At 42.1% G+C, this 17,252-nt stretch carries 12 protein-coding genes and 2 pseudogenes; 8 read left to right on the forward strand and 6 right to left on the reverse strand.

Going from position 1 to position 17,252, the window contains the following annotated elements:
• Positions 1–86 precede the first annotated feature (86 nt).
• The 3 genes from mazG to rlmD form a co-directional block, all read right to left on the reverse strand.
• A complete protein-coding gene (mazG, locus tag HWQ47_RS19135; protein WP_269967635.1) occupies positions 87–887 on the reverse strand; it encodes a nucleoside triphosphate pyrophosphohydrolase in 801 nt (266 codons plus the stop codon).
• 77 nt (positions 888–964) lie between these two features.
• Positions 965–3,172 (reverse strand): GTP diphosphokinase, encoded by a 2,208-nt coding sequence (gene relA, locus HWQ47_RS19140; protein ID WP_269967636.1) that lies wholly within the window; start codon positions 3,170–3,172, stop codon positions 965–967.
• 139 nt (positions 3,173–3,311) lie between these two features.
• Positions 3,312–4,643 (reverse strand): 23S rRNA (uracil(1939)-C(5))-methyltransferase RlmD, encoded by a 1,332-nt coding sequence (gene rlmD, locus HWQ47_RS19145; RefSeq protein ID WP_269967637.1) that lies wholly within the window; start codon positions 4,641–4,643, stop codon positions 3,312–3,314.
• Between the two features lie 97 nt (positions 4,644–4,740).
• On the opposite strand from rlmD, the gene barA reads away from it, so the two are divergent.
• From barA to HWQ47_RS19175, 6 genes are all read left to right on the forward strand, one after another.
• Positions 4,741–7,554 (forward strand): two-component sensor histidine kinase BarA, encoded by a 2,814-nt coding sequence (gene barA / locus HWQ47_RS19150; RefSeq protein ID WP_269967638.1) that lies wholly within the window; start codon positions 4,741–4,743, stop codon positions 7,552–7,554.
• Entirely contained in the window at positions 7,529–8,134 is a 606-nt protein-coding gene (locus HWQ47_RS19155; protein ID WP_269967639.1) for a YjaG family protein, read from the forward strand. Before barA ends, HWQ47_RS19155 begins: the two co-directional genes overlap by 26 nt.
• Before the next feature lie 10 nt (positions 8,135–8,144).
• Complete coding sequence (locus HWQ47_RS19160; protein WP_269967640.1) at positions 8,145–8,381, forward strand: hypothetical protein; 237 nt, start codon at positions 8,145–8,147, stop codon at positions 8,379–8,381.
• Between the two features lie 138 nt (positions 8,382–8,519).
• Complete coding sequence (locus HWQ47_RS19165; RefSeq protein ID WP_269967641.1) at positions 8,520–9,497, forward strand: AEC family transporter; 978 nt, start codon at positions 8,520–8,522, stop codon at positions 9,495–9,497.
• Between the two features lie 159 nt (positions 9,498–9,656).
• On the forward strand, positions 9,657–11,318 hold the full coding sequence (gene recN / locus HWQ47_RS19170; RefSeq protein WP_269967642.1) for a DNA repair protein RecN: 1,662 nt from the start codon (positions 9,657–9,659) through the stop codon (positions 11,316–11,318).
• A 193-nt stretch (positions 11,319–11,511) separates the two neighbouring features.
• The gene (locus HWQ47_RS19175; RefSeq protein WP_269967643.1) at positions 11,512–12,354 is read left to right on the forward strand and encodes a TorF family putative porin; all 843 of its coding nucleotides are present in this window, start codon (positions 11,512–11,514) and stop codon (positions 12,352–12,354) included.
• An 82-nt stretch (positions 12,355–12,436) separates the two neighbouring features.
• On the opposite strand, the gene HWQ47_RS19180 is transcribed toward HWQ47_RS19175, so the two are convergent.
• Together HWQ47_RS19180 and HWQ47_RS19185 are read right to left on the reverse strand one after the other, a co-directional pair.
• The gene (locus HWQ47_RS19180; protein ID WP_269967644.1) at positions 12,437–14,746 is read right to left on the reverse strand and encodes a penicillin acylase family protein; all 2,310 of its coding nucleotides are present in this window, start codon (positions 14,744–14,746) and stop codon (positions 12,437–12,439) included.
• Between the two features lie 126 nt (positions 14,747–14,872).
• Positions 14,873–15,145, reverse strand: coding sequence for a hypothetical protein (locus HWQ47_RS19185; protein ID WP_269967645.1), 273 nt, complete (start codon positions 15,143–15,145; stop codon positions 14,873–14,875).
• 185 nt (positions 15,146–15,330) lie between these two features.
• Between HWQ47_RS19185 and HWQ47_RS19190 the strand changes: the two genes are divergently transcribed.
• Positions 15,331–15,582 carry a hypothetical protein gene (locus tag HWQ47_RS19190; protein WP_269967646.1) on the forward strand — a complete coding sequence of 84 codons (252 nt, stop codon included), beginning with the start codon at positions 15,331–15,333 and terminating at the stop codon, positions 15,580–15,582.
• Positions 15,583–15,639: 57 nt separating this feature from the next.
• Here the strand turns inward: HWQ47_RS19190 and HWQ47_RS19195 are convergent.
• A pseudogene (locus HWQ47_RS19195) lies at positions 15,640–16,639 on the reverse strand (NADP-dependent oxidoreductase).
• An 88-nt stretch (positions 16,640–16,727) separates the two neighbouring features.
• Between HWQ47_RS19195 and HWQ47_RS19200 the strand changes: the two are divergent.
• Positions 16,728–17,189: pseudogene (locus HWQ47_RS19200) on the forward strand (MarR family winged helix-turn-helix transcriptional regulator).
• Positions 17,190–17,252 lie beyond the last annotated feature (63 nt).

A 17,252-nucleotide genomic window follows, 5' to 3' on the forward strand; every position in this document is an offset into this window, starting at 1 on the left:
AATGAGTTGGAAATACGTGCTTGTAATTAAGCACTAGGACGGGGCGCAATTATACCAAAGCCCTAGCGATTCGACAAACAAGATTATTAGAAAGTTTTAACTTCTTGTGATTTTACTTCATCCCAGTATTGATCGAGCTCATCCAAAGTATGATCTTCCATCGACTTACCCGTTTGATTTGCTAACGATTCTACCCCTCGAAAACGTCTTTCAAACTTTCTGTTTGCCTGACGTAATGCCTGCTCGGGTTCAACGCCAAGGTGCCGGGCAAGATTCACCACGGCAAATAGCAGATCGCCCATTTCGTCCTGAACTCTATCTTGACTAATTTCATCTTGCTTAACTTCATATATTACTTCGCCTATTTCTTCATGGATTTTATCCACAACAGGCCCAAGTTCTGCCCAATCGAAGCCAACTCGAGCAACACGTTTTTGAATTTTGACAGAGCGAGATAGTGCAGGTAAACCAACGGGTATATTATCCAATACAGAGTGCAGATCTTTATCGCTGCGTTCTTTAGCCTTAATCTGCTCCCAGTTATCTTTTACCTGCTCTGCACTCGCATCGATTAGGGAACCAAATACATGAGGATGGCGAGAGGTCAGTTTATTACAGATTTTGTCTACGACATCGCCAAAATCAAACAAACCAGCTTCTCTACCTAACTGACAATAGAATACTATCTGAAACAGCAGATCACCCAATTCATCGGGCAGCTCATCCATCGCCATTCTCTCTATGGTATCAGCCACTTCATAGGCTTCTTCCAAGGTGAATGGAACGATTGTCTCAAAGCTCTGAGCTTTATCCCAAGGGCAACCCGTATGGGGGTCCCTAAGCTTAGCCATAATATCGAGCAGAGGTTTAATATCATTACTGTGCATAGCTAAACCTTAAAATAGTGTTTTGGAAAATGAAAATGACGACCAAGGTCGTCATTCTTTTTATAATAGTTAGATTATTAAAGCCTTCTAGCTTCGCTCACACCTTCGATTTGAGTAAGCTTAGCCACCACACGAGAAAGCCCATCTAAATTATACAGCTCGAGTTCAAGTTCTATCGTAGCGGTCTGAGTTTTTACATCCGATGTGGAACTCATGGCCATCACATGGGACTTTTCTGCTGCTAAAACTGATGTTAAATCTCTGAGTAAACCCGAGCGATCGTTGGCAATAATGCGTAAGCGGATCTTATAACCGCCAGAGTAATGCTCGCCCCACACCACATCGACGGTTCGCTCAGGGTGGACTCGCATCAACTCTTTCACCTGTTCACAGTCGGCTCTGTGTACCGAGATGCCTCGACCTTTAGTGATAAAACCAAAAATTTCATCACCCGGTACTGGCTGACAGCAACGAGCTATATGACTCATCAGGTTACCTACACCGTTAACCTCTACTTGACCTTTATTCTCTTTCTTAGACTTAATCCCACTCTTCTTGACTAACTCTTCAACAGCCGTTTCATCATCCACTTGGTTAATGCGCATTTGGCTCTGTACATGGTTAACCACTTGATTAAGCCGTACGTCACCGCCTCCGATACTGGCCAGAAGATCATCCATACTCACAAGATTGAAACGCTCGACCGCACTCTGAGCATCTTTAAGCTTAAGTCCCGCTCTAGCTAGCTCAGCCTCTAGCATCTCTTTCCCAGCAACAATGTTTTTATCTCTATCTTGCTGTTTAAACCAATGCTGTATTTTAGAGCGTGCACGTGAAGTGCGGATATAACCTAAATTAGGGTTTAACCAATCACGCTTAGGATTCGGATGTTTAGAGGTAATGATCTCGACGCGCTGACCCGTCTCAACCTGATAGGTAAAGGGAACTATCCGTCCATCGACCTTAGCACCGATACATTTATGTCCCACATGAGAGTGAATATAGTAGGCAAAATCGAGCACACTCGAACCCGATGGTAGATCAACGACCTCACCACTCGGAGTAAAGACATAAACCCGATCTTCAAATACCTGACTGCGCACCTCTTCGACTAAATTACCACTTTCGGCCACATCTTCCTGCCACTGCAGAATTTTACGTAGCCAGTTTATTTTCTCTTCATAACCACTCTGCTTGCCGCCGCTCGCGCCCTCTTTATACTTCCAGTGTGCCGCAACTCCGAGTTCGGCATCTTCATGCATCTGCTCAGTACGTATCTGAATCTCGACCGTTTTACCCTCTGGCCCCACGACAATGGTATGAATTGACTGGTAACCATTAGGTTTAGGATTGGCGACATAATCATCAAACTCACGTGGGATGTGGTACCAAAGTGTATGGACAACACCGAGCGCGCCATAGCAATCTTGCAATCTATCGGTCACGATCCGCACGGCGCGGACATCAAACAACTCATCAAACTTGAGATCTTTGCCCTTCATCTTTTTCCAGATGCTATAGATATGCTTAGGCCGACCATAGACTTTTGCCCTGATCTGATCTTTATCTAGTCGGGTCTGAAGTTGCTCGACAAACTCATCAATAAAGGTCTCACGATCCAATCTTTTACCATCGAGTTGTTTCGCTATCTCTTTATAAATTTTCGGGTGCAAGTAGCGAAAAGAGATATCTTCAAGTTCCCATTTTAGCTGACCAATACCAAGCCTGTTAGCTAGAGGTGCGTAGATATCGGCGATTTCACGCGCCAATAATACCCGCGTCTCCTCATCGGCATTTTTAACTTCTCTAAGCAGGCAAATGCGCTCGGCCAGTTTTATGACCACTGCACGGACATCTTCCACCATAGCCAGTAGCATGCGACGAATATTATCTATTTTAACATCACTGGTTCGGGACTGATTATCGACTTTGAGTGCACCGATGGCATTCATGGTCTCGACACTCATCACTAATTTGGCTAACTCACTACCGAAACTATCCTCTAGCGCCTCTTTAGATATAATCCCTGCCTCGAAGACGACAAACAGCACTGACGCCTGCAGGGTTTCTATATCCATGTTCAGTGGTGCTAAGATCTCAATCATCTCTCTGGCACGTTGGAGTGTTAGCGCTTTGTGCTCTTTGCTTCCAGCAAGCATGATCTCGATACAGCTGATCAGTTCGAGTAGTGTTTGAGCTTCATCCGTGTCACTAATGTAGCGGTTTACCCACTCTTCTAGTTGAAAATTAGGATCGCTAAAGTGCCCTTCTCGAACTGATACCATCTCAATTTCGTCCTTAACTTTGAAACAAAATAATAATATAGCCACCTATCTTCAACATTATGATCTTATTGTCAATTAACAAGAGCTGAATATTATTTATTTAGTTATTTTTTCATCAATTAGGTGAATTAACCTCAACTCAGGCTAATTCAAATAGTGCCATAGCTTCAATATGGTGTGTTTGTGGAAACATATCGATTAAACCTAGCTTTTTCAATTTATAGCCATGCTTAAGTAAAGGTTCACTATCTCTAGCTAAACTTGATGGATCGCAAGAAACATAAACGATAGATTTAGGTTTCATCTTCTTCAACCATTGCAGACTCTCAAACGCCCCAGCTCTTGCAGGATCGAGCAACAACTTATCCACTTTGCCTAACCAGGGCTCTTTTGAGAGATCAGCACTTAAATCCGTGTGGAAAAATGTCACTTCTGGCAAACCACTTTGTTTGGCATTATTTCTGGCCTGAGACACCATTTCAGGTACACCTTCAACGCCAATCACCTCGGCACCGGATTTTGCTAGCGGCAAGCTGAAATTCCCCACACCACAGAAAAGGTCCAGTACTCGTTCATCGGCTTTCACTTCAAGCCATTGGACCGCTTGCTCCACCATAGCCGCATTAATCTCACCATTCACCTGTACAAAACTACCCGGCGTGAAACTCAGCTTAATTTCATGATCTAAGGTATAAAAAGGCAGTTCATTAGGCCCTTCAAGCACAGCAAGCTCACCTTCATTACCTTGAACAATCAGATTTACGCTATGTTCTTTTGCAAACAGAGTCAATTTATCACTATCTTTTTCCGATAGCTCTTTAGTCATTCTGACGACGATAAACTGACCATTATCAACATCTATGAGCTCTACATGCCCTAACGCTCTTCGACCAGACAACTGATTTAAGACCTTAGATAAAGGAAAGATTAACCGAGACAATGAGATCGATAAAACAGAGCACTCAGCAATATCTATCACCTCTTTACTCGACTGGGCTCTAAAACCTAACGTGGTTTTTTTAGTTGCTTGATGGTAATAAGTCGCTAAACGCGCACGACGACGATAAGCCCATTGTTCACCGATGATTGCTGGTACTAAAGTGTCCACTTTGGTATGACTCAATTTCGCCATTAAGCCTACCAGCACTGATTCTTTATGGTCACGTTGCTTGTCTAAGGCAAGATGCTGTAGATCGCAACCACCACATTCTCGATAATGAGCGCATTTAGGCTCAATACGATCCGGTGAGCGACTCTCAATTTTAAGTAGTTTAGCCCTCGAGTGACGCTTCTTCTGCTCAGTCACCTGAACCATCACTTTCTCTTCAGGTAGGGCTCCGGGGATAAAGATAATTTTGCCTTGGTGTTGAGCAATGCCAGCTCCTAGATGATCCAAGCGGGTCACGTCGAGTAACACTTTGGCAGAGAGTTGCTTTGAACTGTTTGGTTTTGCTTTAAAAAACTGTGCCATTCTAGGCCTCTAAATCAATAATAATACTGGCCAAGACTGCATAACTTCTGGCAGTCTAGTGATACAAGTATAAGAATCGGGCAGATCAGCGGACCTAATGAATAAAGCCGACAGCATGACCAAATATAGCCTTAGATCATGGGTGCTCGTATTGGCATTAGCTCCGACCATTCTTATTGGGATCTTATTAGGCAGTTATTTTACCATAAATCGTTTCTATGAACTCGAAGAAACACTCATCGAGCAAGGAAGCAATATTATTGAGCCCTTAGCCATCGCTGCTGAAATAGGTCTCAAAAAGCAAGATTTTGAAACAACCAAAAAATTGATCACTGCAGCTCAACTCAATAAATCCTCTCTAGTCCAGTTTATCGCTATTTTCGACACTGAAAATCGTGTCATCGTCACCTCTCATCACTATAAAGATCATGAATTGATGCGCTACGACAAGTCATTAACGAGCCTGATGAGAACAGAGCTGCAACAAGTGGGTGATAGTTTAATTCTGCGCAGTCCCATTTTCTCATCGGATCACGAGCTAAAACTCAGTACCTTTGATGAAAGGGATCCTCAACACCTTGTCGCCACTAAACTTGGTTATATTGCAATACTGGTCAATAAAGAGAATTCATTGCTTGAGCAGCATAGAGCTGCTGTTGCCGCCTTTATCATCGTCTTGATAGGGGTTCAACTTAACTTACTTTTTACTTTCCGTCTGGTTAAAAATGTAACCCAACCCATCACTGACATGGTGAAGGTGGTGGCCAAAATTAGGGAGGGGAAACTCGATACCCGTGTTGATGGTAATTTGATTGGTGAACTGGATCTCCTTAAGCGCGGTATCAATGCTATGGCGAGTTCGCTGTCTGAATACCATGATGAAATGCAACAAAACATTGACCAAGCGACCTCAGATCTCAGGGAAACCTTAGAGCAAATTGAGATCCAAAACGTTGAATTAGATTTAGCAAAAAAACGGGCACTAGAAGCGAGTCGAATCAAATCTGAATTTCTAGCCAATATGTCTCATGAACTCAGAACCCCACTAAATGGTGTGATCGGCTTCGCTAAACAATTACTTAAGACACCACTGCATTCAAGCCAGCAAGACTACATTAATACCATAGAAAAAAGTGCAACAAATCTATTAGAGATCATCAATGACATCTTAGACTTTTCTAAATTAGAAGCGGGAAAATTAGTCTTAGAGAACTTACCTTTTGCTTTGCGTGAAGTTATCGACGATACCGTAACCTTGTTATCAAATAGCGCGCGCGAGAAGAATATTGAGCTGGTTATTGACATCGAGCCGTCGATCCCTGAAGCCCTTTGCGGTGATGCGATGCGGATCAGTCAGATTCTTACTAACCTCATCGGTAATGCGATCAAATTCACCGATAAAGGCAGTGTTCAGCTCAACCTTAAACTCAGCGAAAGCTCAAAAGAAAGAATACTGCTCCGATGTGAGATAACAGACACTGGTATTGGCATCGATATCAAACAACAAGAGATACTATTTCAAGCTTTTGGACAAGCAGACACCTCAATCTCGCGTCGATTCGGTGGTACCGGTCTTGGCTTGATTATCACCAAGCGCTTAGTAAATCGAATGGGGGGACAGATTAGTTGTCAATCCGAAGCTAACATTGGATCCACCTTTAGTTTTACCTTGCCACTAGAAACAAGCCAATACCCGGTTGGTCAGTTTTTACCTACAAAGAAACTCCTGAACAAAACCGTATTATTAGTAGAGCCTAGAGAGCTGTCTAATAATGCCTTGGCAAGACAGTTCGACCATTGGGGCATGAGAGTCACAAACCTGCATTCATCGACACAGCTCGAAGTACATATAAGGCAAAACTCTACCATATATGATTATGGTGTCGTCAGCTGTAAGGGGTTAAACCCAAATAAAGACTCCTCAGAACAGTTAAAGATAATTAAAGCCTCTTGCCATTACTTAATCTTCCTTTCTGGTACCAATGAACAAAACTTACACATAATATTTGGTTCCGTTGATAAGATTTTCCCCGCACCAGTAGGCACAAATACATTAGCTAAAATACTTATTGATCCTAAGCCTGATACCGATAGCTCATACCAACATGTAGTTCATAGCCAAGCCGAACCCGTCGCCAGAGAGGCATTGAGCGTACTTGCCGTCGATGACAACCCTGCAAACCTTAAGCTAATTGATACGCTACTAAAGGAACTTGTCACTCAAGTTACTGTGATAAACAATGGCAAAGGCGCGGTTAAGGTCGCTCAGGAACGTAGTTTTGATCTTATATTTATGGATATTCAAATGCCAGGCACAGACGGGATCAACGCGACTAAGCAGATACGTCAGCAATCCTTAAACCGCAACACTCCCATTATTGCCGTAACAGCTCATGCTATTGCCGAAGAGAGAGAGCTTATTCAACGAAGTGGAATGGACGGTTACCTGCCCAAACCTATTGATGAAGCTGCACTTAAGAGTGTTATTCATCGTTGGAAGACGCGACCTAAATTTACCCATTTCGATCCCTTTACCCTTAATTGGGAACTGTGTTTAGCACAAGCGAACCAAAAACAAGATTTAGCATTGGATATGCTTAAAATGTTAGTAGCCTCTATTCCTGAAACCACAGAGCTGATAAAAACAGCACTAGAGGAGTTTAATCTGGAGTCGATGCTCTCATCTATACATAAACTCCACGGAGCATGCTGTTATTGCGGCGTACCTACGGCACAGAAGCTTTGCCAGCAGATTGAGTCATATTTAAAAGATGACTCTGCAGTTGCCGATGTCGAACCTGAAATACTTGAGTTACTTGACGAGCTAACTAAGGTAGAATCAGCCGCAATTCAAGTGATATCACAGTTATCAACGGACGTAATAGATGACAACCAAACTAGGCTTCTTTAAACGAGTAAAAGCATTAGATTTTCAGCAGAAAAAAGTGTTTGCTATTGCCTTATGTCAACGCATGCTACCCAACTATAAACTTTTCTCCGAAGTCTGTGAGTTTGGTGACCCTCAGGTATTAGACACGGTACTAAACCTGTTATGGCAATCAAGCTATGATTCAAAGCTAAAACTTAATATTGATATTTACTTAGAAAGACTGGAGCTTATCACCCCAGATCCGGCTAATTTTGATGTATATGGTGTTTATCCTGCCATGGATGCAACCACAGCTTTGATTGCGCTCTTAAGTGCACTTCAAAGTAAAATTGAAGAAGATATTGTCAATATTAGTAAATTGTCATCCAGTACTGTGGCAAATTACATTGAAGCCATCTCAGATGTAGATCTCGATGAAGATGCGTTCGATGACTACATCTTCAATCATGAAGTTATGCTCGATGAGAAAGCACTGCAAGAGAGCTTGTTAACGCTTATTGAAGATAACCCTAAACTCAATGCTGAGTTCATAAAATCCTTGCGCAAAGATATTATCGATGCAGGGGTATCCAATATTGGTATAGGTATGCAAGAAGGCTAACCTTTTAATTATGCGTAAGTTAATTTATCAAGGCTTTATTTTAACGAATGCAAAGGGATTAACTGATACTTGGACGCTTTCAATAAGCGGCCAATGTCGAACGGGTTCCTTGTTTGAGCTTAGAAGACAGATTAATTTCTATCGTGAACTGGGTGTTTTACCGCTAAATAGAATGGCAACCCAGACCCAAGTAGAAACCGTTTCAGTAATCAAACGTCCTCTCTCACGTCGTCACACTGTTAAATAAATAGTCCAAAAAGAGACAAGGTTAACTCCAGTCATGTCTCTTTTTAATTTATCTCCCTAATTGTAGCTAGGACATAGTTCACCTCCCATCTGTTATGGTACTTTAGCTAGGTATGACGCCAACTTGGAACGGTATTTAATGTCACCAATTTTAACCCCTCTGTTTGCTGTGCTCGCCATGATGATATTAGGTTCACTAGTACAGAAACTTAGACTTTTGCCACCCGACACCGATATGGTACTGAACCAATATGTGTATTACGTGGCCTTTCCTGCAATCATGCTTATCGCACTAGCACAAACTCCTATCGATGAGATACTACAATGGGGCTTTATTGCAGGATACAGCTTAGCGATGCTAATCACCTACCTACTGGTTATGCTGGTATCACATATCACCAATAAAGGTCGTGCAGATCTAGCCGCATTAAGAGCACTCAACACCACATTCGGTAATACAGCTTTTATCGGTATCCCATTATTATCCATGCTATTTCCGGGGCAACAATCAGCCCTAGCCGCCGCTGCTATTGCCAGTTTACTCTCGGTGATCGTTTTTGCCTTAGTCCTTGTCGTTATCGAATTATATCAAGAGAAGAGGAAAGGAAAACAAGGTAAGAAACAGTCAGCACTGCTGATTATCATTCTCTCTTTAATCAAGAACCCGGTCGTAATTGGCAGCGCTATCGGTGTACTATTGTCCGCCTTCAAGTTTGAATTATTCGAACCCCTCTCTATTATGTTAAAACAGATAGGCATGACATCCAGCCCTTGTGCGCTCTTTGCTATCGGCATGGTGCTCGCTAAAGCAAGCGGTAGCCAAGACAGCTACAACATGAAATCCAGTGTGTTCAACCAAATTATAGAGCTGAGCTGGATAAACTTTGCTAAATTGTTCATTCAACCCGCACTGGCCTATATTTTATTATCAGCGTTCGGAATTAAGGGGGATTACTTCGTCATGGGAGTATTACTGGCTTCTCTTCCAACGGCAGCGAGTGTGTATCTGTTAGCTGAAAGGTATCAGATTAAAGTGATGATAAGTGCACAAGCAATTATGCTAGGCACAATATTAAGTATTGTAACCTTGCCTTTAATAGATCAATTTTTACATTAAAAATATCGATAGATAACACATTAATATTTAAGTGATTTAAATGCTTAAACAGCAGTATTCACAGGTAACGCAAGGTTATTTTTCACACAACACTTTACTGTATATAAAATCAGTATATACTGTTCATAAACACAGTACCTAAAGTAAGGGTGTCTCATCATGCTTTGCCAACTCAGCATTAATAATTTTGCCATCGTTCGATTTCTTGAACTGGATTTTAAGCCTGGAATGACCAGCATCACGGGTGAAACCGGTGCGGGTAAATCGATTGCAATTGATGCGTTAGGCTTATGTTTGGGCAATCGTGCCGATGCCAGTACAGTTAGATCTGGCGCGACGAAAGCAGAGGTAAGTGCAAGATTTTCATTAGATGATGTTCCCTTAGCTAAACGTTGGCTTGAAGATAATGACCTTGAACTGGATCAAGAGTGTATTCTTAGGCGAACGATCAACAGTGATGGACGCTCAAGAGCCTATATTAATGGTAACCCAGTTCCTCTCGCCCAGATTAAGAATCTCGGTCAACTATTAATTGGAATTCATGGTCAACATGCCCATCATGCCATGCTTAAAAGTGAGCACCAACTTACTTTATTAGATAGCTATGCTAACCACAGGCTGTTACTTGAAACCGTCTCCTCTGGCTATCAACGTTGTAAGTTAATCGAAAAAGAACTAAAGACGCTTCAACAGACTCAACATGAACGCATAGCACGTAAACAATTGTTGCAATATCAAGTTGAAGAACTCAATGAATTTGCACTAAATAAAGGTGAATTTGAAGAGATTGAAGCCGAACATAAAAAACTTGCCAATGGCACGGCGCTTGTTCAAGCCTGTAAAAACCAACTGTTTATCTTACAGGAAAATGATCAAGGCAGTGTTGAGTCACTCATAAACACGGGTATCACTCAAGCTCAAGAACTTGAGTCCTACGATCCTGATTTCAAAAGCATCGTCAATATGCTTAATGATGCACTGATTCAAATTCAGGAAAGTAGCAGTGAAATTGAGCACTACTTAGATAAGTTAGAACTGGATCCAGAGCATTTTGAGCAACTTGAACAAAGACTCTCAAAACTGATGCAGCTATCACGTAAGCATCAAGTTCTACCTTGTGCCCTTTATGATCATCATCAAGAGTTACTGGCAGAACTAAGCTCCTTAGACTCAGATGAAGGTGCTTTAAAACAACTAGAAGAGCAAGTAAAAGCCAACAAAGAAAGCTACTTAACCCATGCAAGAAAGTTAAGTCAAAGCCGGAACCGTTACGCTAAAGAATTAGATAAGAAAGTAACCCAGTCGATACATGAACTCAGTATGCCAAAGGGTAAATTCTGCATCACAGTCTCTTTTAACGAAGAACTGCTCTCACCTAATGGATGCGACAGCATAGAGTTCCAGGTATCAACAAACCCTGGACAACCCATGCAAGCTATCTCTAAAGTTGCATCTGGTGGTGAGCTTTCCCGAATTGGGCTTGGCATTCAAGTGATCACAGCAAAGAAAGTATCGACACCAACCTTGATTTTTGATGAAGTCGATGTGGGAATTTCCGGCCCTACCGCGGCCGTTGTAGGACGTATGCTTCGCACTTTAGGTGATTCAACACAGGTATTTTGTGTCACTCATCTGCCTCAGGTTGCAGGTAACGGTCATCAACATATGTTTGTCAACAAGCACACTAAGGCTGGAAAAACCGAGACATCGATGATCTCTTTAGACAAGTTACAGCGTGTCAAAGAGCTTGCCAGGTTACTCGGTGGAGACGTAATCACCAGTAATACTTTAGCCAATGCTAAAGAGCTTTTACACAGTTAAACTATCTCAGCTCATTCCTCTTAAAGAGCGGGCATGACCTTTGCCCGCTGCGGTTCACTCTTTATCACTTTTCCTTTGCGCTAATTGGATATAGGCAAATCTATGTTCTATATTCTAAGACTAATACTCACTCATACAGTAAGTAAGTGGTTATTAATCAGGAAACTCCACTTAGAGTAAAGAGGCAAGGGATATGAATTATTTACTGAGCACTTGGTCGAGGCTCCTCCCTCGCAAAATGATAAATGATACTAAAACTTCAACTTATGAACGCACTCATTTTTGTCTTGCTCCCCAACAGCTTTCAAACTCTAGAACAGCTTATATCTATACATTACTCATTATCCTAAGCAGTTTGTTTTTTTTACCTACATATAGCGACGCTAACTCAAGTTATTTTGGTCATGCAGCGATTACGACCGATCACAGGGCTTATGGCGTATCCCTGACTCAAAAAGATCCCGCGGTGCAGATCCATGCAGGAATTGATGTTGGCAATGGATTATATGCAGGGACATTTTTATCAACATTCAATTTCATCGATGATTCCAGCCCCTATGATGCGGGTGAAAATCTGGAAACGGATCTGTATGCTGGTTATCGGTATGGATTCAGTAAAGAAGTTGTTCTATCGATGACTTTATATCAATACCTAATCCAAGGTACAAATAAAGGGATTAATTTGGATTTTACTGAACTCATATTCGACCTATATAGTCCATATGGCCAACTATCTTTTAGTCATACCTTAAATGATATTTTGGGCGATTTGAGCCAAGATAAGGCATATCGAGTCGAATATAATAAATCCATTCCAATATGGGACACCAGCCTCACGCTTGATCTTCAGCTTGGCCACTGGAATACTCAAGATGCACTTGGCAAAGCCTACCTATATTATAATCTTGGTTTGAGCATCCCAATAGGACCCATTATGGCTTGTGTCGCTTACAATGGAACAGATAAAGCTGGCAAAGAACTGTTTGGTGAAATAGCTAAAGGCTCCTACTATGCCAAAGTCACCTGGGTCTTCTGAAATAAGCCATTTTGTGGCCAATACTAGGAGCACCATTATTTTAGCTCGACCCTCTTACCTTCACACTGACGAGCTCTAAAATCTAGTGAATGGCCTTAATCGTGATTTTATGTACAGTGTCACTGGGTAACAAAGCTGTGCTCACATTATTTGCATAATCATCAAAACCCGAACGATAATAATCTGATAACGGATGACCAGACTGACCACCAGGTATCATCATGATGCCACTCACCTCCGAACCTGGTTGAACGATAAAACGTTGAGAGGCACCAAATGAACTCTGTTGAACCGCCGGCATAAAAGTATCCCCGAATCCAACTTGACTTGGCATATCTAAAAAGCGACTCAACAATGGCAGTTGTCGGCTAAATGGATGTTTTATTTCTAACTTATTCACCTCGCCCCATTGTAAGTCGGCTAAATCAGCCCTATTGCTGTGTTTAGCCAATAGTGTCATCACCGAGTCTTGATAAATAGAGATAATAAACTCATTCCATGAACTAAATTCAACAGGTAACCAATCAACTGGTTGTTCAACAACCAATTGCCAAATAGCGGGTTCCAAATAGCGTTTAACCACAGATAGACTCAAATTTAGCTCATTGAGCCCAGTTTCAATTGGCGAAAAACTAGTATCAATAAGCTGGTTTCTAAACGTTCTCACCAAGGTATAACCGACAGAGTCTGCACAAGCACACTGCTGCCAGTCTCTCAGATATTGAATATCTTTTGCGAAACGCGTTGGCTGAGTTGAGAGTAAGCTAATTAAGAATTGATGCCAGGGGATAAGAAATCTTGCTTCGTTATCTAACTGTAGCGTTAAAAAGTCTTGTTCATTAAAATCTTCAGCTTCAAATAGCCTGTCTCGAATTTGCTGAGATCTAGCGCCTAGTGCATAACCACCATCACCAAATCGAGTCGATTCATCTGCCGACATAACCCTTGAGTTTGCCGACCATAATCGACTGATGTCAGGGTTAACAACTTGGGGGAAGTTAGCCTCATTCTCTCGCCACATAACGTCTTGAAATTGATAAGGTAGCTGAGCTTTGTTACTCGGATTGGTTCTCGATGGCACTGCACCAGCAGGCTTCCAGCCTGCATTCCCCTGACTGTCGACCAGCAACATATTCTGTACCGGGATCCCTATTTCTGTCGCCAGTGTTAACCCTTGCATAACATTGTCGACCGCTTCTAGTCCCATTAACTCCATGTCCACAGCATAATCATGATGCGCCACCCAAGACAACCCATACGCTTGCCCATTAATTCGCTTAACGGGGCCATATTTCGATATCTCAATCGGAAACTCAACGGTTGAATCTCGCAATTCAATTAATTCTATTTCGGTCGAAATCACCTGCCCATCATCCAATATAATCCAATCAGCGGTATCAATATAAGCATTAGTGAATCCCCAGGCAACCTGACCATTCGTCCCCACCACAATAGCAGGTGTTCCGGGCAAAGAGACGCCAGTCACTTGATTTTGTTTAACCACTTTCCCTATTTGACTCTTGTAGTTCAACTGAGCCCGATACCAGATAATAGGCACCGCAAACGAGAGATGCATATCATCAGATAGCATGCCTTTTCCTGATGTTGTTAAGGATCCTGTTACAGCCCAATTATTACTGCCGACATCAAGATCTTCCTCGATGGATGTAACCTTGGAAGCCATTAAATTCTTAAATGAAAGGTTGGGAATTTCAAACTTGTCGGTGGGGAGTTGACTCCCATCAAGTGCTGCTTGATGGGGACTGTTTTGTGTGACAAAAGCCAACATATCTTTGCCATACAGCTGTTCAATTTGGGTTAACACCATGTCTCTTGTCGGGGTTCTCCCTTGAAGGTCCAAATACATGCTAAAAATAACGAGCAAGCTATCGGCAGGTACCCATGATCTAGGTTTAGAATTTGTCAGTAAATATTCAAATGAATTGAGGTTTTGCTCTGCCAACGCGGCATTAACGCCATTAGCATAAGCCTGCAGCAACATTTTCTGAGCTATTGGCATCCTGGCCACTATCGTCTCAGCCCGTTTTCTAAATTGATGAAAGCGATGTCCCTTATCAACACTAAGCGCCTTGCTGCCAAATATTTCTGATAGTTCACCAGCTGCATTACGTCTTAATAGATCCATCTGAAAGAATCTATCTTGACCATGGGCGAAACCTAACCCATAAGCGATATCTTTACGGCTAGTAGCTGAAATAATCGCTGTGCCTAACGCGTCACGTTCTAAGATCATGTCATTGGAAATATGGGCGCTATTATAATGACCTGAAAGTTTAGGCAAACTCAGGTTCAACCCTATATAAACAGCCGCAATCATGATGAAAATTAACGACAAAGTGTAGGTGAGAAATATTCTAACTATTTTAGCCATTAACTAATGCCATAATTCAACAAACTTTTATTTACTATATAACAAGTTAGTTAAATGTTAAGTCTATTTATAGTCTAAATATTCCCATTCTCCGTTCAAACAGAAATAGGGGAAGCCCATTTCATGCTACATACACTGAGCTAATGCCCCTTTTTTAGTCGCCGCCATGACACAACCACGCTCGCTATCTGATGCTGCTTTGCAATCAGCCATCATAGTTTTACCATCAGGAGCTAGACTTCCCAGCACCTTTTTAGCATGCTTAACAACCTCTGAACACTTACCAGCAGCAACTGGCTCATAATCAGTACACCCACTGAGCATTAATATAGACACGATGCACAAGGTTAAAGGGAGGATCGAAGGGAATGGATTCTTTCTCTGGTCAGTCTTGAACATATTTATTCCTCTAGTTTCTTCATTTCATTGTCACTACAAGATTAGAAGAGATATACCACTTTTGCCTTAATACTAGTAACACCTCAAATTTAAATCATAAGAGCAGTCGACCTGTAGAGTGCTAAATGTTAGATTTAGTCTCCATTAGCGATATCATTTACAGGCCTAATCACTAGATAGAATAAATGGCAAAACCTAATAAGAAAGGCCCAAGCCGAACCGTTGATATTTTCTGTGCAAAATGCAAAGCCCAACTGTTTAAATACCGAAAAGGTGGGAAAGGTGCGCTGGTCAAATGTTTTAAGGAGCGTATCGTTGAAGATTATACTCACACTGCGTGCTTATGCCCCAATTGTGGCCAAGAGTTTGCCAGAGATGCATTAGTGCGAGGAACGCCTGCACTAAAAATGATTGGTGGTAAGGTTACTTTTAAATAGCTATTGGTATAAAACAAAAAGAGCCCTGCTGCTCTTTTTGTCTTGTTATCTGAAAACCTAAGTCAGCTTAACAACCATCTTGCCGCGATTTTTGCCTTCAAACAGTCCGATAAAGGCATCAGGGGGCACTTGCTAACCCTTCATAAACGGTTTGCTCGGCTTTAACAGCCCCTGTTGCTAGCCATTGACCCATAGCTTTTGCAAACTCTGGGTAATGTGCCCAATGCTCAAAAACAATGAAACCTTCAATTCTCAGCTTCTTCATTATGATCATAGCAAGGTTGCTAGGTCCGGGAGTCGGCACTGTATCATTGTACTGAGAGATCATGCCACACACAGCTATTCTGCCATGGTCATTCATATTATCCAGTGCAGCAGAAAGGTGCTCACCACCGACATTCTCAAAGTAAACATCCACACCTTGTGGAGCAGCGGCTTTCAATGCTGCACTTAAGTTCCCCGCCGTTTTATAATTGATCACGGCGTCCACACCTAAGCTTTTCAGGTAAGTCGCTTTTTCATCGGAGCCAACAGAGGCGATCACTTTAGCCCCCATTAACTTACCTAGCTGACATGCCACGCTGCCAACTGCACCGGATGCGGCAGAAACAAATAAGGTTTCCCCCTCTTTTAGCTCGGCGATTCGATTTAACCCAGTCCAAGCAGTCATACCTGGCATGCCTAGTACACCAAGGAAGTGAGATTCACTTAATGGCATTTCAGGGAGCTTAGTGTGATCACTGCCATCAGTCACATAATGGCTTCGCCAACCGAGCATACTGCTTACTTTTTCGCCCACAGAAAAGTCGAAATTACGCGACTCTATTACCTCACCAATGGCACCGCCTTCGAGTACCTCACCAATCGAAAATGGCGCTATATAACTTTCTCTATCTATCATACGACCACGCATGTATGGATCGACTGACATCCATAGGTTTTTAACTAGGAATTCTCCCTCTTTAATCTCAGGGAGTAGAAGAGATGACAGTTTAAAATTGTCATGAGTGGGTAAGCCTTCAGGGCGAGAATCAAGTATTACCTGTTGAGCTTGCATAAAAACCTCTTTTACTTTGCGCGCAAAGTATATTTGTATTAAATAAGAATAAACAAATTGAAGGCGTATTAAGGTGCATAGAAGCTCTATTCAAAATAAAACCACCCAAGTAGATGAAAATGACAACACTCCATCTCTATCGGACAACGTATGCTTTGCCTTGTACACTGCGGGTAACGCACTTGTGCGTGCATACCGTCCTTTGTTAGAACAGTGCGATCTTACGTACCCACAGTACTTAGTGATGCAAGCTTTATAGCTCAATGATGACGCTAGCCTAACGGATCTGTCTAAAGAAACGCGGCTGGATCTTGGCACCTTAACGCCAATCGTTAAACGCCTCGAGACTAAAAACCTGTTTATACGAAGGGTCGACAGTAAAGACGAACGGAAGAAGATCATCAAAGTAACCCCTTCAGGCATCGCGCTTAAACAGGATGCTTTATCTCTAAAACAAGTTCTCTTAAATAGAGTCAGTATCACAGAGCAGGAGATCGATTCTTTACGAAATTTGTGCCTGACGTTAATTGACGATCTAAATCGGCAGTAATCACTTATACTTGGTAAGACCTTTATCATAAAATAGTAAAGGTCAAATATCAGCAACTAAGCA

Origin of the sequence: Shewanella sp. MTB7 (assembly GCF_027571385.1) — a bacterium.
Taxonomy (GTDB): Bacteria; Pseudomonadota; Gammaproteobacteria; order Enterobacterales; family Shewanellaceae; genus Shewanella.